We start from the raw sequence: 22,985 nt of genomic DNA, 5'->3' as shown, positions 1-22,985 counted from the left end.
AATTACATTCTAAATACGCCAGTTTGAGTATCTTCAATAGGAGCATTTAATGTGGTAGCTAAACTTGCAGCAAGAACTGAACGAGTTAAACGTAAATCAACAACACCATCATCCCACAAACGTGCGGATGCAAAATAAGGATGCCCTTCTTTTTCATATTTTGTTCTAATTGGCTCAGAAATTTCTTCTACTTGATCAGTTGAAAAAGTTTTATTCTCTCTAGCTAGCTGTTCTCTTTTAACTGTCACCATAACTTGTGCGGCTTGTTCTCCACCCATTACAGAAATACGACTTGTCGGCCATGACCATAGAAATCTAGGCGAATATGCTCTACCACACATTCCGTAATTTCCTGCACCATAAGATCCACCAAATAAAAAAGTAATTTTTGGTACCTTAGCAGTTGCAACTGCATGCACCATCTTCGCTCCATCTTTTGCAATACCAGATCTTTCGTATTGTGAACCTACCATAAATCCTGTAATATTTTGCAAAAATACAATTGGAATCTTATCTTTTGTACATAATTCTATAAAATGCGTTACTTTTAAAGCACTTTCACTAAATAAAACTCCATTATTTGCAATTATACCACAAGGAATTCCTTCGATATGTGCAAATCCTGTAACAATAGTTGTTGCATATTTTTCTTTAAACTCAAAGAAACGGCTACCATCAACTATTCTTGCAATTATTTCTTTAATATTAATCTGACGTCTTAAATCTTTCGGCCATATTCCTAATATTTCATTTGGATCATAAAATGGATCTTCAGCAGATTTTAAAGAAATATTAGCTTGTTTTTTATTACTTAAATTACAGACTATATTTTTAATTATTGAAATTGCATGCTCATCATTTTCAGCAAAATGATCTGCAACACCACTCATTTCTGTATGAACTTTTGCACCACCCAAAAACTCTGCTGTTACGTCTTCTCCTGTAGCTGCCTTCACTAAAGGTGGGCCTCCTAGAAAGATTGTACCCGTCTTATTTACAATAATAGTTTGATCACTCATTGCAGGTACGTATGCACCTCCTGCAGTACATGAGCCCATAACTGCAGCAATTTGAGGAATACCTAATGAACTCATCATTGCTTGATTGTAAAATATTCTACCAAAATGTTCTTTATCTGGAAAAACTTCTGCTTGTAATGGTAAAAAAGCTCCACCACTATCAACTAAATAAACACAAGGAAGTTTATTTTCTAATGCTATTTCTTGTGCTCGCAAGTGCTTTTTTACAGTCAAAGGATAATAAGTTCCGCCTTTCACTGTCGCATCATTTGCAATAATCATACACATTTTGCCAGAAATTTTTCCTATGCCTGTTACTATTCCAGCACCAGGAACAGAATCCTCATATACATCGTGTGCTGCAAGTAAACCAGTCTCTAAAAAAGGTGAACCTGGATCACAAATTGCAGCTACTCTATCTCTAACAAACATTTTCTCTTGACTTTGATGTCGCTCCCTTGCTTTTTCTCCCCCGCCTAATTTTATCATATTTTGCAATTCAGATAGTTTTTCACATAAAAGCATATTTTGTTTAAAATTTTGCTTATAGTCTTCTGAAACTAACGATATTTGGCTTTTAATAAAAGTCATTTTTATTCCTATTTAATTTAGCTAGCCCTTTTAACTCTTAAGATATTAATTTCTTCATTTCTCTGACAGCTTTTTCTAGTCCAACAAACAATGCATATGCAATAATACTGTGGCCAATATTTAAATCAGAAATGCCTTTAATTTGCGCAATTTGGTATGCATTCTGATAATTTAAACCATGCCCTGCATGAACCTGTATTTTATTATCTAAAGCAAATTTTGTTGCAGTTACTATTTTTTCAAATTCTTTTTGTTTTTCTCTTCCATCGCTATCAGCATATTTTCCAGTATGAATTTCAATCATTTCCACACCAAGATTTTTTGCTAATGTAATATCTCTTAAATTAGGCTCAATAAATAAACTAACTGGAATTTCATTTTTCTGTAATAAATTAATAGACTCTTTCAATTGATCAAAATATTCCTCTAAATTAAGACCACCTTCTGTTGTCTTTTCTTCCCTTTTTTCAGGAACTAATGTTACCATAAAAGGTTTTATACAACAGGCAAAATCTATCATTTCATGCGTATTTCCAATTTCTAGGTTCAAAGGGATTTGTAATATTTCTTTCAATAACTTTATATCCCGCTCTTGGATATGCCTCCTATCTTCACGTAGATGAACAGTTAACTGATCTGCACCTGCATTTTGAACAATGAAAGCGGCCTCAACAGGATCTGGATATTTTGTACCTCTTTGTTGGCGCAGAGTAGCGACGTGATCTATATTAACTCCTAGAGTTGCCATTGAAAGATTCCCCTTCCCTATTAGAAACATTTAAATAATCAGACTTAAATTTATTACACTTAAAATAGATGTTGATGCAAATTTACAACTGTGTTTTTTAAAATTTTAGTAAATAATATCAATTGTATATTAAAATATTGTGCTATAAATAAACAAAAGAGCAGAATAACCTTTCATATCTCTTTTTATGCTTCCTCTCCAAAACCAAAAATAAGTCCAAATTTCAAACATTTGTAAAATGTGATGGATGATGTAATTTAGAGATAGTTGAAATTAGTTTGTAAAATTTGAATTTTAGATTATCAATAGCTGATCTTTCTTGATCAATCGTTGCAAATCTTTCTATTTTAGAGACTGATTTTCATTTTTTGCTATTTTTTTAGACAAAAAATTTAACTTTTGTAGATCATTAAAATCTATAAGGATAACATGAAACTTAAATCGATACATATATCTGGCTTCAAAAGTTTTGCTGATAGAGTTAATATTCAATATCATGATGGAATTACCGGTGTCATTGGGCCAAATGGTTCTGGCAAATCAAATATCATCGATGCTGTGCGGTGGGTAATGGGTGAACAGACCGCAAAGAGTTTGCGTGCAGATGATCCAACAGACATCATATTTTCAGGATCACAAGATCGAAAACCCCTTAGCTTAGCAGAAGTGACTTTAATTTTTGCAAATGATGGCTTACATTGCCCTGCAGAGTATATGCACTTACCTGAGATTTCGATTGGCAGAAGAATAAATCGCAGCGGTGAACGTGAATATTTCATGAACAGAGAACCTTGTAGATTAAAAGATATTGTTGATTTCTTACTTTCTATTGGCCTTGGATCAAAAAGTTATGCAATTATTCAACAAGATAAACGTGATAGAATAATCCAAGCTTCTCCTGAAGATCTAAGAGAAATATTAGAAGAAACAGCTGGAATAACAATGTTTAAAGTGAGAAGAAAAGAAGCAGAAAAAAGACTTCAATCGACTCAAGAGAGAATGAAAAATTTAGCAGAAATTGAAGGTGAGCTTGTTAGACAAAAAGAATCTCTTTCCGAGCAAGTTGAAAAAGCATCCCTGAAATTGAAATACACTACTGAATTAAAAGATAAAGAAATTGAACTTATTAAAAACCATGTTGGTTTTTATCGAGGAATTGCAAGTAAAGTTAAAAAAGAAATTGACAGTAGATCATCAGAAATTCAACAAGCAACAGTTGAAGCAAGTGAGTGGGAAATTGTTGCAAACGATCTTAAAACAAATCAACTAGAATTAACTCAACAAATTAAATCAACTGAAAATACTTTAGATGATCAAAAAATTGCCCTTACAAAATATGAAGAAAGACGCGAAAATTACAAAAAAAGACATGATGAAAGAATATTGCAAAAAGATAAAATAAAAAAAGAACTAATTGATGAACAAACTAATTTAAAGAAAGAAGAAGAAAAACAATCTTCAATAATGCTAGAAATAGAAACTTTAAGTTCACAACTACATAAAATTGATCTTGAAAAAGAAAATTTGGAAGAAAAATTAGAAGAAATTGATGAAAATATTCAAGTAGAGCGAATGCGTGGTGATGAAATTCGTTCAGAAATAAGAGCAATTGAATCAAGCAAAAATTCATTAAGAGCCAGAAATGAAAGCCTCTTAGATACAATAAGTAAGTATAATAATCAAATTCAAAAAGTTACAGAAAATCATCTTTCTTCTTCTGAAGCAAAAGGGCAACTAGCAGCAGACAGAAGAGCTATAGCAGAAAATTTGAGTAAATTATCTATTGGATTAGATGAAGTTGTATCAAATAGAAACTCATTGGAAATAGAGTTAGAGAAAGTTAAGTCTAATTTTGATATTGCAAATAAAGAACGTGAAATTATAAAGCAAAATCATTTAGAAGTAACAAGTAAAGTAAATATTTTAAAAGATCTAGTTGAGTCTGATAATGGATTATCTGACGGTCTCCTATCATTAAAAGAAAAATTAAGCTCTAAAATATCAGGATATTTATTTGATTCAGTTTCTTTACATAAAGAAGATGAATCTATTTTAGAGAATTATATGCCATTTCTTTTTCAATCAGCAATTCTTGAAAATACAGATGATTTAATTGAAATTATAGATAAAGTAGAAGAATATTCAATTTCAAAAGTAAATTTATTGGTTAAAGATCTTATTTACCCTCTCAATCAGAGTGAAGAAATTGATAAACAAAATATATTAAACATCAGTGGAGTTAGATGTGTTGGTGATAGATTAGAGAACTATAAAGTTCCAGCAGCAAAAAGAATTTTTGAAAGAATTTTTATATGCCAAGATGAATGGCTTTTATTAAAGGCAAAAAAAATTGCTAATAATAACCAACATTTCATTTTTATTACGGAAAGAGGATCTATTTCTAATGGAGTACAAGGTTTTTCTTGTGGAATTATAAAAGAGGGAGCCTCTCAAGGCATTTTGCAAAGAAGAAGAGAATATTCTGAATCTTTAATTTTAAAAGAAAAAATTCAAGAACAGCTAGCTTCTGCTGAGGGTACATTATATTCATTAAATGAAAATAAGAAAAAAATAGAATTTAGATTCAATGAACTTGCAAGTGTCCTTGAAAAAGAAAAAGTCGAATCTTTAAAATTATCTAATCAGTTAGATAATTTTGATCTTCAATTGAGACATATTGAAGAAAATATTTCAAGATTAGCTGACGAAAGAAATAGATTAAATTTAGAAATTTCAGAAGCCAAGGAATCATTCGCAAAAAATCAAAATCAAATGGATAAACTAGATAATGAATTAGAAATATTGCAACAAAATTTAAACGATTTCGAAATAGAATTTTCTGAAAAAAAAGAAATAAAAGATGAAATAAATACTCAATTACAAAATAAAAAATCTGAGAGAGCAGTAATAACTGAAAGACAATCCAATAATAGAAAATATTATGATGAAATGGTTTATCAGTTAAAAAGAATGCAACAGAAAGTTGATTCTTTTATACGTCAGATTGATGAATTAGAATCAGCAATCTCTAATGGAGAAGATGAATTTGATAACTTAAATAGTGAAATATTAAATTATCAAAAGCAGGTTAAAATTTTAGAAGATAAATTAGAATATTTACTGCAAGAAGAAAGTGAAGTAACAGAAGAGTTAAGAGTTTATGAAAGTAAGTTAAAGTCACAAAAAGATAATGCAGCCTCAAAACAAAAATTTATCAATGAAAAAATGCTAGAATTAGCTAGATATGAAACTATAATAGATACTGCTGTAAAAGAAGCCAGTGAAAAATTTTCATTGACATTAAAGGATCTTCCTTCAGAGGCAAGTGGCGATCAAAATCAAAGAATTGTTCTAGAAAATAGAATTAAAGAACTACAACAAGCAATTCTTGAACTTGGTGCTGTTAATGAAAGAGCTTTAGAAGAATTTAAAGACGTTTCTGAACGTTTAAATTTTCTTGTTACCCAAAAAGATGATATTGATAGATCTATGCAAGAGCTTTATTTGTCAATTACTGAAATTGAAGAAAATACAAAAAATAGGTTTAAAGAAATTTTTGATAAAGTAAATGTTGAGTTTCAAAAAATCTTTCCAGTTCTATTCCCAAACGGTTATGGTGAGTTACATATGCTCAAAGAAGACGACTTATTGAATACAGGAGTAGAAATATTAGTTCGCCTTCCAGGAAAAAAAATGCAAAATATGAGTTTGTTTAGTGGTGGAGAAAAAGCATTAACAGCTATTTCGCTAATTTTTAGCTTACTAAAAACTACTCCAGCTCCTTTTTGTTTCCTTGATGAAGTCGATGCTCCACTTGATGAAGCCAATGTAGGTAGATTTAATGCAGTTCTTGAAGCATTAAGTGGCGAATTTCAATTTGTTGTTATTACTCACAATCGTAGAACTATGGAAGTCTTGGACACAATTTACGGTATTTCTATGAGTGAACCAGGGGTTTCCAAACTTGTTTCAGTTGACTTGAGCGACGTACCTCCTCATCTCAGAAAAAAACAGAAAACAGCTGTGCGTTCAGGAGCAACTGTTAGTCTTACTGAAGCAGAAAAACAATCTATTAATCCTTGAACGGTTTACGATTCTCCAACTGTCAATCTTATTATAATAAAATAAATACATTATACTTTTTTAAAATATTTATAAATAAACTAAAGAACTATCCCGATTCTTCCGAAGTAAATAATGTTTACTTTATGATTTCTAACGAGGAAATTATGTATTTTAATAAATTATCAATATTTATTTTTATTCTATTAATTTGTTCTTGCGGTAAACAAGGATCATCAGGCGGAAATTCAAATGCAAGTTCTTCAAACGTTGTTAGCACATATTCTATTTTAAACTCAGACGACAATATTGCACAAACAATAAAAAATAGCCATAATCCATATTATGTTATTACAAATAGAGCTGCAGCTACCTTAAGTGTTTGCGCTATGGATACAAATGGGAATTTAGGGAATTGTGTAAATACACAAAAACCAAATGGTGGCTCAACTGCAGATGCTGTTGGCTTTTCTAATAATTATGCTTATATCACTCGTCACGGTAGTGTAACTGGTACTGTAGGTGCAATCACAATCTGCTCATACACTGCAAGTACAGGTACTTTTTATACTTGTTTTGATTCAGGAGCTGCTAATTTAGTGGGACCAGAAGGTTTAAAAATTTTTAATAATTCAGCCTATGTAATAGACTCCAACTCTAATGCTGTAAAAATCTGCCCAAATGCAACATCTGGTTCTCTTGCTTCATGTTATGACTCAGGAATTAGCAGTGGTTTGCTTAATTATCCTACAAATATTACTTTCAAAGGTTTAAAAGCTTATATAGTTAACTTTTTAGGTAATAGCATTCTTTTATGCGACTATAATTCAGCAACCGGTGGATTAGGCAACTGTACTAATCTCTCTTTTAATTTTAACTGGCCACATTCTATTTCCTTTAATGGGAGTTTTGCATATGTTAGTGCTACATCAAGCAATATCATAGCTATGTGTCCATTAAATGCTGATGGTACTTTGGGTACTTGCAGTAATTCCGGAGCTACAAATTTAAATGCACCAAGAGGAAACATTCAATTTGTAAACGGAAATGCATATGTTGCAAGCACAAATAGCAATATTATATATAAATGCCCTGTTAACTCTAATGGTACTTTAGGGAATTGTGTTGATAGCGGAGCTTCAGGAATATCTACCCCATTTTCTGTTGACAAAATTCCTTAAAAAAGTTGAAAATAATTTTTAATTAGAATAGGTTCAATTTTATATTTTAGAATTTCATTTTTACAATAATTCTTTAAAAAAATAAAATAACATTAAATAAATGCAGGAATAAGATGTATTCAAAAATCATTGCTACTTTTAGCTTCATTCATTCTATATTTTTAATTAATAAAGCTCACTCACAAAATAATTACTATATTTATTGCGCGAACAGCAAAAAAGAATGGAAATGGTTAAAAGATTTAAATAAAAATTATGTTTCAATAGAAGGAATTCATAAACAATCAAAGTACACTATACACAAAGGATTAGGAAGATATCACACATGGATGATTCGCTATTTAGAAGTTACAGAATTAAATGCACCACAAAGAATAATGAATCTACAAGAAATGTGTCTTAAAAATTACGGAAATGATTTCAGTTTTATTCAAGCGGCTAAAAATAGATATTCTTCTTGGATTCCTTTAGTGATCAATCAGAAAGACCTCATAAAAGGCTACTATGAACTAGATATAATTAGAGATGAAGCGATTTATGAGCCTAATATAATGCTGAGGATTGTACCTGTTAAGGAAACGATTGTGAGAGAAGCTTTGAGCCATATTATGGATCTAAATATCCAATTATATTATGACTCAGAAAATTTTTAATCCTAACTTTCCAATTTTTTTCCAGCAGAAATTTATAGCGAAATTTAATTAAAAAATTAAAATTTACATTAATATTAATTCTATAAATTTGAATATTTATGAATATTTTAAACTAAATAAAAATAGATAAATTAGCATAATCTAAATTTATTCTTTTATAATTATTTCACTTAATATAGTTTCTTGCAGTTAATCAGATAAAAATAAATCTCAGGGAAAAAATTTGAAGACCCTGTAAGTGCTTAAAAAGTTCTCAGAAACTCACCAGCTGATTGCTATTACTTAAAATAAATTTTTAAGTTTAAAAACTTGCTTGCTATTTTTTCAAATTTCACATATTGAATAATTATTCACATATTGAATAATTATTCAATGAACAGGAAAGATTATGCTGCAAAAAATTATTCTTGGTTACTCAGGCGGTTTAGACACTTCAATCATGATCCATTGGCTCCTTGAAAATTACAATTGCGAGGTGATTACAGTTACTTGCAATGTAGGACAAGGAACGCATGAATTGTGTAATATCAAACAAAAGGCAATAAATTCAGGAGCTTCAAAAGCTTATATTTTAGATGTTCAAAATGAATTTATTACTGAATATTTATGGAAACTTGTTAAAGCTGGTGCTAAATATGAAAACCATTATTTACTAGGGACAATTTCAAGACCCTTAATTGCTAAAAAACTTGTCGAAATTGCCAAACTAGAAAATGCAACTGCAATATGCCATGGAGCAACTGGCAAAGGAAATGATCAAGTTAGATTTGAGCTGGCGATAAAAGCATTTGATTCAAAAATAAAAATAATCGCCCCATGGAGAACATGGTCTATTTCTTCCAGAAGTGAAGCTATTGATTTTGCAAACCAAAGATCAATCCCAATCTCTGCTACAAAAGAAGCTCCATATTCTATCGATAAAAATATTTGGTATGTGTCTCACGAAGGTGGCGATCTTGAGGATACAAATTCTGAACACAATCCAAATTTCTACGAAATGTGTTCTAAGTTAGATGAGGCTATAAACGTTCCTGAATGCATTGATATTGAATTTCAGCAAGGAATTCCAATAGCATTAAATGGTAAGAACTTATCTCCTATTTCAATTTTAGAAGTATTAAATAACTTAGGCGGTAAGCATGGAATTGGAGTAACAGATCTTATTGAAAACAGATTAATAGGTATGAAATCACGTGGTGTTTATGAAACACCTGGAGGAACTATTCTATATTCAGCTCATGAAAAGCTGGAAAGTATTTGTTTAGATAAAATGCTTTTGCAAATGAAGCAAAAACTTTCAATGGATTATGCAAAAATTGTTTATGATGGGTTTTGGTTCACACCTATAAGAGAAGCTTTAGATTCATTTTTTGATTTTTCACAACAAAATGTTTCTGGAAAAGTAAGGCTTAAATTATTTAAAGGACATTGTTTATTTGCAGGATGTGAATCGAAAAATAGTTTATTTAATAGAAATTTTGCAACTTTTGAAAAAGATGATTATTACAATCAAAGTGACGCTGAAGGATTTATTAATCTTTTAGGCCTTCCAATTCAAATTCAAGCAATGTTAAACGAAAAAAATATTTCAATAAATAAAAATTTACTTCGTGAGAAATTTAAAGCTTAACTATTATTAATTTTCCACTTTTCTAAAATAAATTGAAATAAAGTTTTTATTCTTAAATTTTCATAACGACTATTGTTAGTTAGCAACCATATATTACCATAATCTTCTAAATAATCATCTAATTTAATTTCAATAAGTTTCCCTTGTGAAATATACTCTTTTACATCCCAAAATGATCGCACTATTATTCCTCCTCCGTTAAGTCCGTATTCATTTATAACATTTGAATAATTTGTTTTTAAATCTCTTTTACATTTTAGATTATTTAATTTGAATTTAGATTTTACAAATTGAATTTTTTCATGGATGTCTAAATATGCTATTTTATGCTCATTTAAATCACTTAAAGTTTTAGGTAAAGTATTTGTTTGTAAGTAATTTGGAGAACATGCAAAAATTAATCTATTTGTTCCCATTTTTTTGCCAAATAAAGATGATGAAGGTAAATTTCCAATCCTAATTGCTAGATCAATATTATTTTCCAGTAAATCCAAATAACTATCTGTAACAGTAAGTTGTATTTGAATATCTTTAAACTGCTGCATGAAATCTGTAATAACTTTTCCTAAAAAGCTAACCGCAATTGAATTTGAGCATGTTATATGAATTTTTCCTTCCATTTTTTTTACAGCTGAATATGATAATTCTAACTCTTTTAACAAATCTAAAATTTGTAATGCCTTTGAGTAAAATACTTCTGCTTCCTGGGTAGGAGTAACTATCCTTGTACTCCGGTGAAATAAAGAAAATTGGATATTTTCTTCTAATACTCTTATTTTATTTGATAAAGCAGCTTTAGAAACCTTTAGTTTGGCAGCAACCTTAGTATAACTTTTTTCTTGAAATAGGAGGACGAAAGCTTTTAGTTCATCTAAATTATTGATTTTCATAGATTTTCCTATTGTTAATAATATATAAACAATAAGTTAATAAAATATGTTATTGATAACTAAAATTCAAGTGATAAATTGGGAGAGAAGAAAATAGATTCAGCATTAAGGAGAAAATCTATGTTTGCTTTTAGACCATTTTACAACGCTACGAAGGATAAAATTCAATTTAAAAAAGTGGAAGTTCCAATACCAGAAATAAAGGAACAAGACATTCTTGTAAAAGTTTTGGCAATTTCTGTAAACCCAGCAGACTACAAAATAGCACTTTGGAAAAAAGACATGCCTGAACAAAATATTCTTGGATGGGATGTTTCTGGTATTATTGAAAAAGTTGGTAATAATGTAAAAAACTTTAAAGTAGGTGATAAAGTTTTTTATGCTGGATCACTAATTCGACAAGGCGCTAATGCGGAATATCATGTTGTGGATGAAAGAATTGTTGGTCATATGCCAAAAAGCATTTCTTATAAAGAAGCAGCAGCTGTTCCTTTAACAGCATTAACAGCATATGAAGCATTATTTGAACAATTAAAAATTTCCCAAGAATTAAATATAAAACCAAAGAAAATATTACTAGTAGGCGCTGCTGGTGGTGTAGGGTCCATGGCAATTCAACTGCTAAAAAAATTAACAAATTGTATTGTTATCGCTACAGCATCAAGAAAAGAGTCTATCGAATGGGTTAAATCTTTGGGAGCAGATTATACCATAGATCATACCAAAAGCTTTTTATCCCAATTAAACTCACAAGGTATTAATGAGGTTGATTACACGTTTTTTATTAATGGAACAGAACAATATTTTGATCAAATACCTGAAATAATGAAGCCATTTGGGAGAATTGTTGCTATTGATGACCCAGAAAATAAATTAGATCTTATGAAATTGAAAGGGAAATCTTTGACATTTTCATGGGAGTTAATGTTTACTCATTCATTATATGAAACAGAAGACATGATTAAGCAACATCATATTTTAAATAAAGTTTCTCAACTTATTGATGCAAAAAAAATAAAGACAACACTTTCTAGTGATTTAGGAATGATTTCAGAGGAGTCATTGGAAAAATCTCATGACTTATTAAAGACAGGAAAAACAATTGGAAAAATTGTCTTAACATTTTAATGGTCAACATAAATCGAAAATTAGAAAATGATTATTTAATTCATCACCTTTAAAATTAAGAATTTCCCCTTCTGTAATTGCAAGCCCATCACCGGAACTTAAAATTACAGAATCATTTATTAACAATTTTCCTGATATTAATTGAATCCAAGCATGTCTTTCTTTTTTTAATTTATATGAAAAATTTTCATCTTTTGAAAGAATAGCTCGATATAATTTCACATCTTGCTTTAAAATTAATGAACTTCTTTCACCATTTGCTGAAGCCAGCAAAAGCAACTTATCTGAAGAATTGTTATAATTTTTTTGTTGATATGCTGGAGGTTTATCATATTCATTTGGTTCTATCCAAATTTGCAAAAGATGCACATCATCAATTTTTGAATGATTAAATTCACTATGTTTTATTCCTGCTCCTGCACTCATCAATTGCACTTCACCAGAAGAAATTATTGCACTATTTCCTAATGTATCTTTATGCTCCAAAACGCCAGAAACCAAATAAGTAATAATTTCCATATTTTTATGCTCGTGAAAAGGAAATCCTCCACCACCTTTTAAAAAATCTTCATTTATTACTTTTAATGAACGAAAACCAAGAAATTTTGGGTCATAATAGCCATTAAATGAAAAAGTAAAATTAGTATTAAGCCAATCATAATTTGCAGAACCTCTATCTTTACTTTTCCTAATTTCAAACATAGCTATCCTATTCCTTATAATTCATTTTTAATAAGTTATATTTTCTTTTTCTATAGTATACAAAAATTAATATAAGTAAAAAAGAAATCATACAAATTCCAACTACACGCATAAACCCCATTGCAAAACCAGTATATGCACCTGCGTTTGGATCATAGTAGCAACAAAATAATAGAAATCTATCTGTAGTAGAACCAATTTTTCCTTGTGAGGCATCCATTAATGAAAATTTGACATCATTTACTTTATAAGAAATTCCATAGATATAACGCGTAATTGTTCCATCAGGAGCTATAAAAAAAATAGCCGCTGTATGTGAATATTCTTTATTTTCTGGAATATACTTATAATAGAAACCCACTTCTTTAGTTAAAATATCAATATTTTTGCTATCCCCGACAAAAAAATTCCAATCAGCGTTTGTTTGTCCTAATTTTTCTAGATATTCACTTTGTTTCTTTTTTGCATCATGAAAAGAATCATTAGGATCAAAACTTACAGTTAAAACTGTAAAATCTTTTCCTATTGGCCAATTTAATTCTTGTAAAGTTTTAACTAAATTTAATAGTTGAACACTGCATAAGCTGACACATCTATAGTAATTTAAGGTTAAAAGAATTGGTTTTCCATTTTCAGTTAATTGCTTTAAAGTTTTTATTTCACCATTTTGATCTGTAAACTTTAAATTTAAATCAATTTTTTTACCCAGTTGTTCTTTTATAGTAACTCCCTTATTTACTTCGGGTACAAGATCTACTGGCGGCAAAGTTCTATTTTTATCTGGATTTTGAAAAATACTTTGAGGATAACTTTTAATTTCTAAAAAAAATAAAAGAGAAGTAATTACTAGAACAAAAAATTTTTTATACATACGTTCCTCGCCATGATAAATAATACAATTCTGTGATTATTTAATATGTCAAATTATTGCAAGTTTATAATCTTTTATTTCTGCTAAAATTTCATTATTTAGAATTATTTAAAAGGATAAAAAATGCAAAATATAAATACTCCTTGTTTATTTATTGCACATGGAAGCCCAATGAATGCAATAGGAAAAACTGATTTTTCAATAAAATTAAATGAAATAGGAAATTCACTTAAAAATAAAATTAACGCCATTGTTTGTTTTTCGGCACATTGGCGAACTGAAGGATTATTTATTTCTGGTGCAAATAGTTTGAAAACAATATATGATTTTTCTGGATTCCCTAACGAGCTTTCTAATATAGTTTATACACCACAAGGAAGTCCAGGGTTAGCAAAACGATTAAAAGCCGAATTAAAAGATTTTTCTCCTATACTTGATGACAATAGAGGAATTGATCATGGAGCTTGGAGCATTTTGATACATTTATTTCCATTAGCCGATATTCCTGTTGTTTTAATTAGTCAAAATTTAGATTTTAAATTAACTCAACACTATGAAATAGGGAAAATCTTAAAACCATTGAGAGATGAAAACATTTTATTTATTGGTAGTGGTAACATAGTACATTCATTTTTTTCATTTTCACCAGACATTTCAGCACCTACTCCAGATTGGGCTATTTTCTTTGATGAGAAAATTAAAAATGCCTTAGAAAATAAAGACCATAATACAATCTTAAGGTATAGGCGCTTATTTGGAAAAAGCGCTAAACTAGCTGTTCCAACTGAAGAACATTTTATTCCACTTTTATATATAATAGGATTAGAATCCGAGTCAGATCAAATAGAGTTTTTTTATGATAAATTTCAAAATAGTTCTATGTCTATGCGGAGCTTTATACTTAGGCAACTTGCTCAAAGGAATTAATTTTGCTAATCCATGATTTTGGGTTATTTAGGAGCTCACCGCATGCAACAACCATATTATATGCAATTAAATTTAGAAGCCAACGAAGCAAATAGGCTATACTGGAACGAACAATATTTCTCTGTAGAATCTGTCGTAATGTTACCTAAACAGGTTGAAACTAAAGATGATGCCTATAATGCAGCAAAAGAATGTACTTTGGTTGTTAAATTAACTCCTTTTAAAAATCAATTTAGAGCAAAGCTTTTAGCAAGCTTAAAGGCTGAAGAATCTCCTGAAAATGCAAAAATTCTAGGTCTGACTTTAAAAGTAGATGTTATTAATCTGCAATTAATTGATATTCTTGACTGTCGATCTTTACAAACAACACTAGATAGTAAAGGTAATGGCAATATAAATGTTTCAGATAGTGAAATCCTAAATTTAACAGAAAAAGAAAAACAAGAGTTTAAATCAGCGTTTGAAAAATTAGCTAATGGAAACCTAAATCCCCATTTAAAACAACCTTTTATAAGCTTTGTCCCAACTTTAGCAGATTCAAACTGGGAGGAAAAAATTCCACCAAGACAAAAGAAAGCTTCATTAGTGCCATTTCAAGCTATTTTTCCCTATGCAGGAGCTATTGAGCGTTTTCATGACAAACAAGTTTTTGCATTAGATGATTTGTATTGCATAAATCCAGATTGTGATTGCAATGAAGTTACATGTGTTGTGTTAACTTTTGATCAAAAATCTGGAAAAGAAATTACCCACGGTGGTTTTAAATACCATTTTGAAAAGAAATCTTTTAAAAATATTCCAAACTTTCCTTCTCAATTTAACGCTCAAGAATGGTTTAAACAATTTAATAAGCTTAGTCCATTTCAATTAAGCAATTTATTTGAATCACGCTACAATTTCTTAAGAAAAAAGCACAATACATAATTTAATTATTTCTTAGTTTTTCTCTTTGTTACTTTTTTCTTCGTAGATTTTGCTGTACTTTTTTTAACTGCAGATTTCTTTTTCTTAGATGCTGTAGCTTTTTTCTTTTTTGCTTTTGGCTTTTTTAGCTCTTTTGCAAATGACCAAGAATAGCCATCTATATCAACAACAGTGCACATTCTATCCCCCCAATAGAAATCTTCTGGGGAAACAATACTTCTACAACCACTCGCAACAGCTTTCTCATATACTTTATCAACATTATCAACAAACACATAAAACGACTGAGATGGAGTGATATTTAAAGAAGCAGGGGCTCTTGCTGGGCTACCCATTGCATTTTCTGGATGCAGCATGCAAATAACCGTATTTTTATGAAAAACATTTATATGATTAACATTTCCGTGCTGGTCCTTCATACCTTTTACTTTAAAACCAAATGCTTTTGTATAGAAATCTGCAGTTCTTTCTAGATTTCTTACAGCTAGATAAGGAGAAAGCCATGGCATACGGGCAGGACGAGGATCCATAATCTATTTTCCTTTAAAAAAAGTATTTTAAGTAAGCAACCTAAGAATTATTTTGGCAAAGAGATATAGAATATTCAAGACCAGTTAGGAAAGATTTATCCAAATGAAAAATATTTGACAAATTTCTATTAAAAGTCATTCTCGATAAATAAAATTTAAAAATAATCAAATTTAATACAATTAAAAAATTATTTAAAACTTTACTTTTTAATTTTAAAATTTTTACTTTAAAATTATAAGATTTTTTTTTTATAAATAGATTAAGAAATTAATTTATTTTTTTTCAAATAACTATAGGAAATTTAAATTTAAAAAAAGTCAAAAACAACAAAAATAAATTTATCCAAAATCATTAAGAAATAAAAGAAAAATTATATACAAGGAAAAGATGGAAAAAAATATTTTGCGATCTTGAAACAAAAAAATATTCAAGATACTGTAATGTTACAAATTTTTCACAATATTGTCTTAAACTCTCCTTGCAAAGAGGATTCATTCTAGAGGGAAGCTATATGGAACGTTTTTTTGTCTATTTTCTTCTTTTATCTTTTTTTATCCAGAATAAAAGTTTTGCAAAAAATCATTTACCAGTTGTATTAGTTCATGGATTAACAGGATGGGGACGACAAGAAATGAAAGGATTTTATTACTGGGGAGGAATGAATGACCTGCAGGAAGATCTTAAGATAAAAGATTATCAAGTCATAAGTGCATCTGTTGGACCATTAAGTTCAAATTATGATAGAGCTATTGAATTATATGCACAACTTAAAGGAACATGTGCTGATTATGGTGAGTATCATGCAAAAAAATTTGGACACGCTCGATATGGTAAGTGCTATCAAACTCCGCTTTTACAAAAGTGGGATGAAAACCATAAAATACATTTATTAGGTCATAGTCAAGGTGGGCAGACTATCCGTGCATTTCTTAAGTTATTAAAAGAAGGTTCAATAGAAGAATTGAACACATTTCAAGCTAATAGAAACGAACTTTTTTCAGGGAATAAGGATTGGATATATAGTTTAACAACTGTTTCAACTCCTAATAATGGCACATCACTTACAAATATTTTGGATGTATTTATACCAACTTTACAAACACTTTTTTCATTTTTTAGTGCAGCAGTTGGAATAACTCAAAATTCTTTTTATGATTTCAAACTCGATCATTGGGGTTTAGCTAGAGACAGGCACGAATCTTTTTCTGATTATTTTAATAAAGTTATTAATTCAAAAGCATTTACAACAAAAGATATAAGCAAATGGGATTTAAGTCCTGAAGGTGCTTTAGAGTTTAATGAAACAGAAAAGATTTATTCAAATGTTTACTACTTTACATTAGCAACTAAATCAACGCATATTACAAATCCTTTTAACAACTGCAAGTTTTCATTTCTTAATATTTTAGATTTGCCAACAGCAGCAATAGGTTGTTTTACACAAAATATTTCTGAAAAAATTAATATTGATGAAAGTTGGCTTGATAATGATGGAATGGTTAACACAATAAGTATGCAAGCTCCATTTCAACAAAAGCAAGTTTATTTTTCAAATAAAGAAAAAGTAAACTCAGGAGTATGGAATTTTCTTGGAGTCAAAGACACTTGGAATCATATAGATATTATTGGTACTTTCCCAACATTTAGAAAAACATATGCCTCAGTAAAAGACATATATGAAAATCATTTAAAATTACTTTATGACTTATAATTTAAGTACTTTTACGATCAGTTAATTTAAATACTTCAGCTTGATCTTGGAGTATTTTTAAATTTACATTACGTTGTGGATAAGGAATTGATATGCCTTGTTCCTCAAAATTTGCTTTAATTGTTTTATATAAATAATAATTTACATCCCAATAATTATCAACTAATACCCAGCATCTTAACATCACATTTACAGCACTTTCATTTAGAGCAGTAATTACAATGATAGGTGATGGTTCTTTTAAAATTCTTCCATCTAGTCTAGTTAAATTAAGAATTATTTCTCTAGCTTTTTCTGCGTCACTTTCGTATGAAATTCCTACATTAATATCTAAACGTCTAGTTCCATTTCTAGTAAAATTTTTGATAGAAGAATTCCATAAAAGACTATTTGGAACAAATAAAAAAAGTCCATCAGGGGTTTTTAATGTTGTGGTAAATAAATTTATTTCTTGAACCGTTCCAATATTTGCATTGGATTCTATATAATCATTCACCTGAAAGGGTCTTAAAAAAATTAGCATTATTCCTGATGCAATATTTTGTAATGTTTCTTTCAAAGCCAAAGCTACACCAACACCAGCTGCACCTAAAAAAGCTATAATACCATTTGTATTCGCCCCAAAAATATTCAATATAATCAAAACACAGACAATAAATGATGCATACTTAATTACTGTAAGAGTGATAGGCAATAAAGTTGGATCAATTTTCTGCACTTTATCGTTAGTCTTCTTGACAAAATGAATAAACCACTTTGTCAAAAAATACACAACTATTACCGAAATCACTGAGAAAAATATATTAATCACAAATGTCCAAAACAATTCTAAATGAATTTTGTTAAATTGCATATTATAATAAACCTTTAAAAATTCGTTCATTTTTTAGTCCAGCAAAAAATCACAAAACAAATTCATCTTATTATAAAAATATTTTTATTACAAATTTAATATAATTCAATCACTCTACAACAGCACATGCATTTAATTTTTGTATCATTCCATTTTGATCTATATTTTGTCCAATAAATACAATTTCTTGATATTTTTCTCCATCTTCAGCAGGGTATTCTTCAATAGAACACGACGCTCCAGCTTGTGACCAAAAATGAATGGAATCAATACTATCATTAAACCAAATAAAACCTTTGGAACGTAAAATAGAATCAGTTTCTTTTTCAATAAATTTCCAAAATTTTTCTTTCTGAAAAGGTTTAGAATTTTTATAAACAAAACTTGATATTCCATACTCCTCAGTCTCTGGATTATGTGATCCTCTTGCTTCAGCTAACCAATTATCATTAGCTTCAGCATCGGAAAAATTAAATAAATTTGTGTGCAATATTTTATCTAAAGCTATTTTACAATTCGTTGTTTGATATATTTTTGCTTTAGAATTCATTTGTTTTAAAATTGCTAAAAGTTCGTTTACTTCATCATCACTTACTAAATCAACTTTATTAATTAAAATAATGTTTGAGAATTCTACTTGATCAGCCAATAAATTAGAAATATTTCTTTCATCATCGACTTCAGTCAATTGGCGGGAATAAAGACTTTGGGAGTGGCAATATTCTTCAAGGAAATTCTTTGCATCTACAACTGTTATACAAGCATCTAAATATGCAAAATCTGATAATGAAACTCCATTTTCATCTTCAAATGTAAAAGTTTCTGCCACAGGTAATGGTTCTGAAATACCTGTAGATTCAATAATAATTTGATCATATTTATCTTCTTTAGCCAACTTCATAATTTCCACCAGTAAATCTTCTCGCAAAGTACAGCAGATACAGCCGTTGCTCATTTCTACTAGAGTTTCTTCTTTTCTTAATAGTTTTGTTTCATCTGTTTGAATCAACATGGCATCAATATTTGATTCAGCCATATCATTAACAATTACAGCAACTTTTAAATTATTTTTATTTGTTAGAATTTCTTTTAATAAGGTTGTTTTTCCTGCTCCTAGAAAACCAGATAACAATGTTACAGGAAGTTTTTTCTTTATAATTTCCATAAGATACCCCAAGAAGTCATTAATGCAAATAATTTGCATTAATGACTTCTTGCATAGATAAAAAAGAAAAACAAGATATTTTCAAATAGTAAATAACTATTTAAGATTATTATCATTTTTTTTTACACTAGGGTTTATCTCTTTATTTTCTTGATCTTCTATCTCATCATCAAGGAGAACCTTGTGTGCAGGGGATTTTAAATCATCAAATTGACCATTTTTTACAGCAAGTAAAAAAATAAAGAGAAAAAATGCTCCAACAAAAATCATAAAAATAGCTAAGTAAATGACAACACTCATGCCAGATGAACCTTTCTAAAATAAACAATAAAAAAAACTGATAAAGATGAAATTGGCATAAATATAGCTGCAAATAAGGGATCAACATACCCTAAAATAGCAAAATAAATAGCAATAAAATTGTAGACTAAACTAACTAATATTAAAATTTTTAAAGTTTTTTTTGCTTGTTTACTTATAATAAATATATTTTTCACCAAAAATAAATTTGGCTTACGAAGAAATATATCAGCAGAATGCAATGCTACATCTGTACCGCCATGCGAGGCTATGCCGACATGTGCTTTTGCCAACATTGCCGCATCATTCACTCCATCACCTAATGCTAAAACTTTTTTTCCTGCTGTTTGAAATTCTTCTAAAATCTTTAATTTTTCATTAGGTAATTTTTCTGAATAGCAGTAGTTGTAATTAATAGACAACTCATGTGCAATCTTGTGAACAGATGCAGCTTTATCACCAGATAATATATAACAAGCTATATTATTTTTATTTAAATATTTAATTAATTCCTTTGCTCCATTTTTAATCTGCTCAGAAAGAATAAATTTAACACAAAAATCTCCATACTTTCCGTAAACACAAAATCTTGTTTCAGTATCTTGCAATTTGCCATTAATAAATTTATAATTTCCAATCTTAATTTCAATATCATTATTTATATTAGCAACAATACCAAGTCCAGCTAATTCTCTCACATTTTTTAACTCAATACTTTTAAAATTTTCTAACTGCATATGATTAACTATTGCTTTTGAAACCAAATGTACTGACTGTTTCGTTAATGAATAAAATGCCAAGAGAATTTCTGCTTTTTTTTCATCACTAACTCCTGAATTTAGAAATTCAATTTCAATGACTTTTAATTCACCGCTTGTTAATGTTCCTGTTTTATCAAATAGAACGGTATCTACTTCAGACAAAGCCTCTATTGCATTTTGTGTTTTCACAATAGCACCAATTTTCCATAAAACCCTTAGTGTTGAAGACATTAATAAAGGAGTCGCTAATGCTAACGCACAGGGACAAGAAATGACTAAGATAGCAACTAAAACATCTACGGCTTTTTCGGTTGAAAAAAAGCTCCAAAATCCAAAAGATAATAAAGAGATAATTATTATAAATAAACTAAAAATAGGTAATATCTTCTCAATAACAGTTTCAATATTAGATTTATTATTTTTTGCTTGATTAATTAATGTTTCTAAACTTGAAATCCAGGTTTCATTCCCTGTCTTTTGTGCTAATATTTTGACAGGATTTAGTAAATTTTGTGCCCCAGCAATAACAAAATCATTTTCTTTTTTTACTACAGGCATTTCTTCACCTGTTAAGGAAGATTGATTAACTTCTGTTTCTCCTTCTATTATTATTCCATCTGCTAAGAAAATACCCCCTTTAGGAATTAATACATGATCGCCTTTATTTATAGAAAAAGCTTCAATTGGTAATATATTTTTCATAGATTCACCCAATTCTTTTGCTTTATGAATTGCCTTTTCATGAAAATATCTACCAATCAAAAGAAGAAAAACTAAACCTGTTATAGTATCAAAGTAAACTTTAGTACTATTTAAAAAAGTTTCATACACACTAATCAATAAAGTAACAATTAATGCAAATGAAATTGTTGTATCAATATGTATTTTTCTATTTCTTAATGCATTAAATGAATTTAGAAAAAAACTTCTTCCTGAATACAATGCAGCAGGTAACGATATTATCATGCTTATTAAAATAAATATTGTATTTATTTTTTGATCAATTCCAAAATATTTTCCAAAATATGAACTGGCAGCAAAAATCATTACGTTACCAAATGCAAATCCAGATATTCCTATATCTTTTAATCTTTCTTTTTCATACCTAGATCTAAATTGTTTTGAAGATAGAAAAGGAAGCGGGAGTGGATTATAACCAATATTTGTCAAAAGTATTGCCGCATTTTTAAGATTACTTACTGCGTTATTTTTAATTGTAAAAGTAATTGTTTTTTCTAATAAATTTATATTAATTGCATCAAGTCCATCTATTTTATGAAGCGATTTTTCTATCAACCAAATACAAGCTGCACACTTTATTTCTGGAACAAAAAATCCCCATGTATTTTTATCAAACTTAAAAATAGAATTTAAATTTTCATCTTCATAAATATTATAATGTGATATTGAAAATTCTTCTGCAGAAGATGGAGTTTCTCCAACTTTTTTCATTATTTCATAATATTTCTGTAAATCATTAGACAATAAAAACTGGTAAACACTTGCGCAACCATTACAGCAAAACATTTGATTAGATTTTATTTTTATGAAATTTTTACTGCAATGCATGCATCTACCTTCAATATCATTTTGTAATAAGACTTCCTTTTGAGATAAATTTTGTGCTATAATATTATTGTTTTCGTTAATATTGGAGTCTTTTTGTATGAATAATTTTGTAAACATTTTTGTCCCTATGTTATCAATTGCAGCTTTTGGTTTTTCAGGATCACTTCATTGTTTAGGCATGTGTTCTCCATTAGTTGCATCTTGCCAAAAAAAAACTTGGCAATACTTTGTTAGCAGAGGAATAAGTTACACCATAATTGGACTCATTTCAGGATATTTAGGAACTTTTTTATTCAAAAACTTTTTAAATTTATCTGCAAAAAAAATTGCTATTCTTATAGTTTTCATTTGTCTTATCCAAATTTATTTTCAGCTTAAGCCAAGTAAATTTTTTAATAGTAAAGCTCAAAATTTTGCAAATTTCTTAAACAAATATTCACCTCTTTCTCAAGCTGCCACATTAGGTATTATAACAGCATTATTGCCTTGTGGTTTTTTATATAGCGCCATATTGATGAGTGCTACTTTTGCTAATCCATGGTTGAGTGCGGGAGGTATGCTAATTTTTGCTATTTCAACTTCACCAATATTGATTAGTAGTAGAGGATTGACTTTGCTATTTTCAAAAAGAAATCCAAATTTTTATAAATATTTCTCTATTTTTATCTTGTTCTTAATTGCATTTATAGCTTTATTGAGAGGTGGGTTTTTCCATTCTGCTGATCATAAATTCCATAGCAACGATGAAACAAAAATGGAATGTCATTAA

19 protein-coding genes are annotated in these 22,985 nt (G+C 29.1%); 9 read left to right on the top strand and 10 right to left on the bottom strand.

All coding sequences use genetic code 11. From position 1 onward, the window contains the following. Window positions 1-2: 2 nt before the first annotated feature. Window positions 3-1,610 carry a carboxyl transferase domain-containing protein gene (locus GOY08_RS05060; protein ID WP_158997742.1) on the bottom strand — a complete coding sequence of 536 codons (1,608 nt, stop codon included), beginning with the start codon at window positions 1,608-1,610 and terminating at the stop codon, window positions 3-5. A gap of 37 nt (window positions 1,611-1,647) precedes the next feature. Next, window positions 1,648-2,358, bottom strand: coding sequence for a pyridoxine 5'-phosphate synthase (locus GOY08_RS05055; RefSeq protein WP_158997740.1), 711 nt, complete (start codon window positions 2,356-2,358; stop codon window positions 1,648-1,650). Between the two features lie 429 nt (window positions 2,359-2,787). Between GOY08_RS05055 and smc the strand changes: the two genes are divergently transcribed. The 4 genes from smc (at window position 2,788) to GOY08_RS05035 (ending at window position 9,884) form a co-directional block, all read left to right on the top strand. Continuing rightward, window positions 2,788-6,441: a chromosome segregation protein SMC gene (smc, locus tag GOY08_RS05050; protein ID WP_158997738.1), complete on the top strand. Its 3,654-nt coding sequence runs from the start codon at window positions 2,788-2,790 to the stop codon at window positions 6,439-6,441. Window positions 6,442-6,587: 146 nt separating this feature from the next. Continuing rightward, entirely contained in the window at window positions 6,588-7,601 is a 1,014-nt protein-coding gene (locus GOY08_RS05045; protein WP_158997736.1) for an NHL repeat-containing protein, read from the top strand. 113 nt (window positions 7,602-7,714) lie between these two features. Beyond that, window positions 7,715-8,254, top strand: a complete 540-nt coding sequence (locus tag GOY08_RS05040; protein ID WP_158997735.1) for a hypothetical protein — start codon at window positions 7,715-7,717, stop codon at window positions 8,252-8,254. 388 nt (window positions 8,255-8,642) lie between these two features. Next, complete coding sequence (locus GOY08_RS05035; RefSeq protein ID WP_202914024.1) at window positions 8,643-9,884, top strand: argininosuccinate synthase; 1,242 nt, start codon at window positions 8,643-8,645, stop codon at window positions 9,882-9,884. Here the strand turns inward: GOY08_RS05035 and GOY08_RS05030 are convergent. Further along, window positions 9,881-10,774: a LysR family transcriptional regulator gene (locus GOY08_RS05030; protein WP_158997733.1), complete on the bottom strand. Its 894-nt coding sequence runs from the start codon at window positions 10,772-10,774 to the stop codon at window positions 9,881-9,883. The two genes, GOY08_RS05035 and GOY08_RS05030, sit on opposite strands and share 4 nt — an antisense overlap. A 120-nt stretch (window positions 10,775-10,894) precedes the next feature. Between GOY08_RS05030 and GOY08_RS05025 the strand changes: the two genes are divergently transcribed. Then, window positions 10,895-11,902, top strand: coding sequence for a zinc-binding alcohol dehydrogenase family protein (locus GOY08_RS05025; protein ID WP_158997731.1), 1,008 nt, complete (start codon window positions 10,895-10,897; stop codon window positions 11,900-11,902). A gap of 3 nt (window positions 11,903-11,905) precedes the next feature. Here the strand turns inward: GOY08_RS05025 and GOY08_RS05020 are convergent, their stop codons facing one another. After that, window positions 11,906-12,604 carry a pirin family protein gene (locus GOY08_RS05020; protein ID WP_158997729.1) on the bottom strand — a complete coding sequence of 233 codons (699 nt, stop codon included), beginning with the start codon at window positions 12,602-12,604 and terminating at the stop codon, window positions 11,906-11,908. 7 nt (window positions 12,605-12,611) lie between these two features. Continuing rightward, window positions 12,612-13,475, bottom strand: coding sequence for an SCO family protein (locus GOY08_RS05015; RefSeq protein WP_158997727.1), 864 nt, complete (start codon window positions 13,473-13,475; stop codon window positions 12,612-12,614). Between the two features lie 123 nt (window positions 13,476-13,598). On the opposite strand from GOY08_RS05015, the gene GOY08_RS05010 reads away from it, so the two are divergent. Continuing rightward, a complete protein-coding gene (locus GOY08_RS05010; protein WP_158997725.1) occupies window positions 13,599-14,402 on the top strand; it encodes a DODA-type extradiol aromatic ring-opening family dioxygenase in 804 nt (267 codons plus the stop codon). A 42-nt stretch (window positions 14,403-14,444) separates the two neighbouring features. Continuing rightward, a complete protein-coding gene (locus tag GOY08_RS05005) occupies window positions 14,445-15,326 on the top strand; it encodes a hypothetical protein (RefSeq protein ID WP_158997723.1) in 882 nt (293 codons plus the stop codon). 5 nt (window positions 15,327-15,331) lie between these two features. Here GOY08_RS05005 and GOY08_RS05000 read toward each other — a convergent pair whose 3' ends face one another. Then, on the bottom strand, window positions 15,332-15,856 hold the full coding sequence (locus GOY08_RS05000) for a VOC family protein (protein WP_158997721.1): 525 nt from the start codon (window positions 15,854-15,856) through the stop codon (window positions 15,332-15,334). 512 nt (window positions 15,857-16,368) lie between these two features. Between GOY08_RS05000 and GOY08_RS04995 the strand changes: the two genes are divergently transcribed. Beyond that, window positions 16,369-17,568, top strand: coding sequence for an esterase/lipase family protein (locus GOY08_RS04995; RefSeq protein ID WP_158997719.1), 1,200 nt, complete (start codon window positions 16,369-16,371; stop codon window positions 17,566-17,568). Between the two features lies 1 nt (window position 17,569). On the opposite strand, the gene GOY08_RS04990 is transcribed toward GOY08_RS04995, so the two are convergent. The 4 genes from GOY08_RS04990 to GOY08_RS04975 form a co-directional block, all read right to left on the bottom strand. Then, complete coding sequence (locus tag GOY08_RS04990) at window positions 17,570-18,451, bottom strand: mechanosensitive ion channel family protein (protein ID WP_158997717.1); 882 nt, start codon at window positions 18,449-18,451, stop codon at window positions 17,570-17,572. A 79-nt stretch (window positions 18,452-18,530) separates the two neighbouring features. Further along, a complete protein-coding gene (locus tag GOY08_RS04985) occupies window positions 18,531-19,586 on the bottom strand; it encodes a GTP-binding protein (RefSeq protein ID WP_158997715.1) in 1,056 nt (351 codons plus the stop codon). A 96-nt stretch (window positions 19,587-19,682) separates the two neighbouring features. Next, a complete protein-coding gene (gene ccoS, locus GOY08_RS04980) occupies window positions 19,683-19,886 on the bottom strand; it encodes a cbb3-type cytochrome oxidase assembly protein CcoS (protein ID WP_158997713.1) in 204 nt (67 codons plus the stop codon). Continuing rightward, window positions 19,883-22,333 carry a heavy metal translocating P-type ATPase gene (locus GOY08_RS04975; protein ID WP_158997711.1) on the bottom strand — a complete coding sequence of 817 codons (2,451 nt, stop codon included), beginning with the start codon at window positions 22,331-22,333 and terminating at the stop codon, window positions 19,883-19,885. The genes ccoS and GOY08_RS04975 overlap by 4 nt, the downstream gene beginning before the upstream one ends. Between GOY08_RS04975 and GOY08_RS04970 the strand changes: the two genes are divergently transcribed. Continuing rightward, window positions 22,314-22,985, top strand: a complete 672-nt coding sequence (locus GOY08_RS04970; RefSeq protein WP_158997709.1) for a sulfite exporter TauE/SafE family protein — start codon at window positions 22,314-22,316, stop codon at window positions 22,983-22,985. The genes GOY08_RS04975 and GOY08_RS04970 overlap by 20 nt on opposite strands.

It is taken from the genome of Pigmentibacter ruber (genome assembly GCF_009792895.1).
Lineage (GTDB): Bacteria > Bdellovibrionota_B > Oligoflexia > Silvanigrellales > Silvanigrellaceae > Silvanigrella > Silvanigrella rubra.
Note: the sequence above shows the minus strand (reverse complement) of the source record. Positions and strands in the feature narration are given on the sequence as shown.

Excerpts from the sequence above, each read along its gene's own strand:
- GOY08_RS05060 (WP_158997742.1), bottom strand. The coding sequence starts at position 1,610 with ATGACTTTTATTAAAAGCCAAATATCGTTAGTTTCAGAAGACTATAAG.
- GOY08_RS05055 (WP_158997740.1), bottom strand. The coding sequence starts at position 2,358 with ATGGCAACTCTAGGAGTTAATATAGATCACGTCGCTACTCTGCGCCAA.
- smc (WP_158997738.1), top strand. The coding sequence starts at position 2,788 with ATGAAACTTAAATCGATACATATATCTGGCTTCAAAAGTTTTGCTGAT.
- GOY08_RS05045 (WP_158997736.1), top strand. The coding sequence starts at position 6,588 with ATGTATTTTAATAAATTATCAATATTTATTTTTATTCTATTAATTTGT.
- GOY08_RS05040 (WP_158997735.1), top strand. The coding sequence starts at position 7,715 with ATGTATTCAAAAATCATTGCTACTTTTAGCTTCATTCATTCTATATTT.
- GOY08_RS05035 (WP_202914024.1), top strand. The coding sequence starts at position 8,643 with ATGCTGCAAAAAATTATTCTTGGTTACTCAGGCGGTTTAGACACTTCA.
- GOY08_RS05030 (WP_158997733.1), bottom strand. The coding sequence starts at position 10,774 with ATGAAAATCAATAATTTAGATGAACTAAAAGCTTTCGTCCTCCTATTT.
- GOY08_RS05025 (WP_158997731.1), top strand. The coding sequence starts at position 10,895 with ATGTTTGCTTTTAGACCATTTTACAACGCTACGAAGGATAAAATTCAA.
- GOY08_RS05020 (WP_158997729.1), bottom strand. The coding sequence starts at position 12,604 with ATGTTTGAAATTAGGAAAAGTAAAGATAGAGGTTCTGCAAATTATGAT.
- GOY08_RS05015 (WP_158997727.1), bottom strand. The coding sequence starts at position 13,475 with ATGTATAAAAAATTTTTTGTTCTAGTAATTACTTCTCTTTTATTTTTT.
- GOY08_RS05010 (WP_158997725.1), top strand. The coding sequence starts at position 13,599 with ATGCAAAATATAAATACTCCTTGTTTATTTATTGCACATGGAAGCCCA.
- GOY08_RS05005 (WP_158997723.1), top strand. The coding sequence starts at position 14,445 with ATGCAACAACCATATTATATGCAATTAAATTTAGAAGCCAACGAAGCA.
- GOY08_RS05000 (WP_158997721.1), bottom strand. The coding sequence starts at position 15,856 with ATGGATCCTCGTCCTGCCCGTATGCCATGGCTTTCTCCTTATCTAGCT.
- GOY08_RS04995 (WP_158997719.1), top strand. The coding sequence starts at position 16,369 with ATGGAACGTTTTTTTGTCTATTTTCTTCTTTTATCTTTTTTTATCCAG.
- GOY08_RS04990 (WP_158997717.1), bottom strand. The coding sequence starts at position 18,451 with ATGAACGAATTTTTAAAGGTTTATTATAATATGCAATTTAACAAAATT.
- GOY08_RS04985 (WP_158997715.1), bottom strand. The coding sequence starts at position 19,586 with ATGGAAATTATAAAGAAAAAACTTCCTGTAACATTGTTATCTGGTTTT.
- ccoS (WP_158997713.1), bottom strand. The coding sequence starts at position 19,886 with ATGAGTGTTGTCATTTACTTAGCTATTTTTATGATTTTTGTTGGAGCA.
- GOY08_RS04970 (WP_158997709.1), top strand. The coding sequence starts at position 22,314 with ATGAATAATTTTGTAAACATTTTTGTCCCTATGTTATCAATTGCAGCT.
- GOY08_RS04975 (WP_158997711.1), bottom strand. The coding sequence starts at position 22,333 with ATGTTTACAAAATTATTCATACAAAAAGACTCCAATATTAACGAAAAC.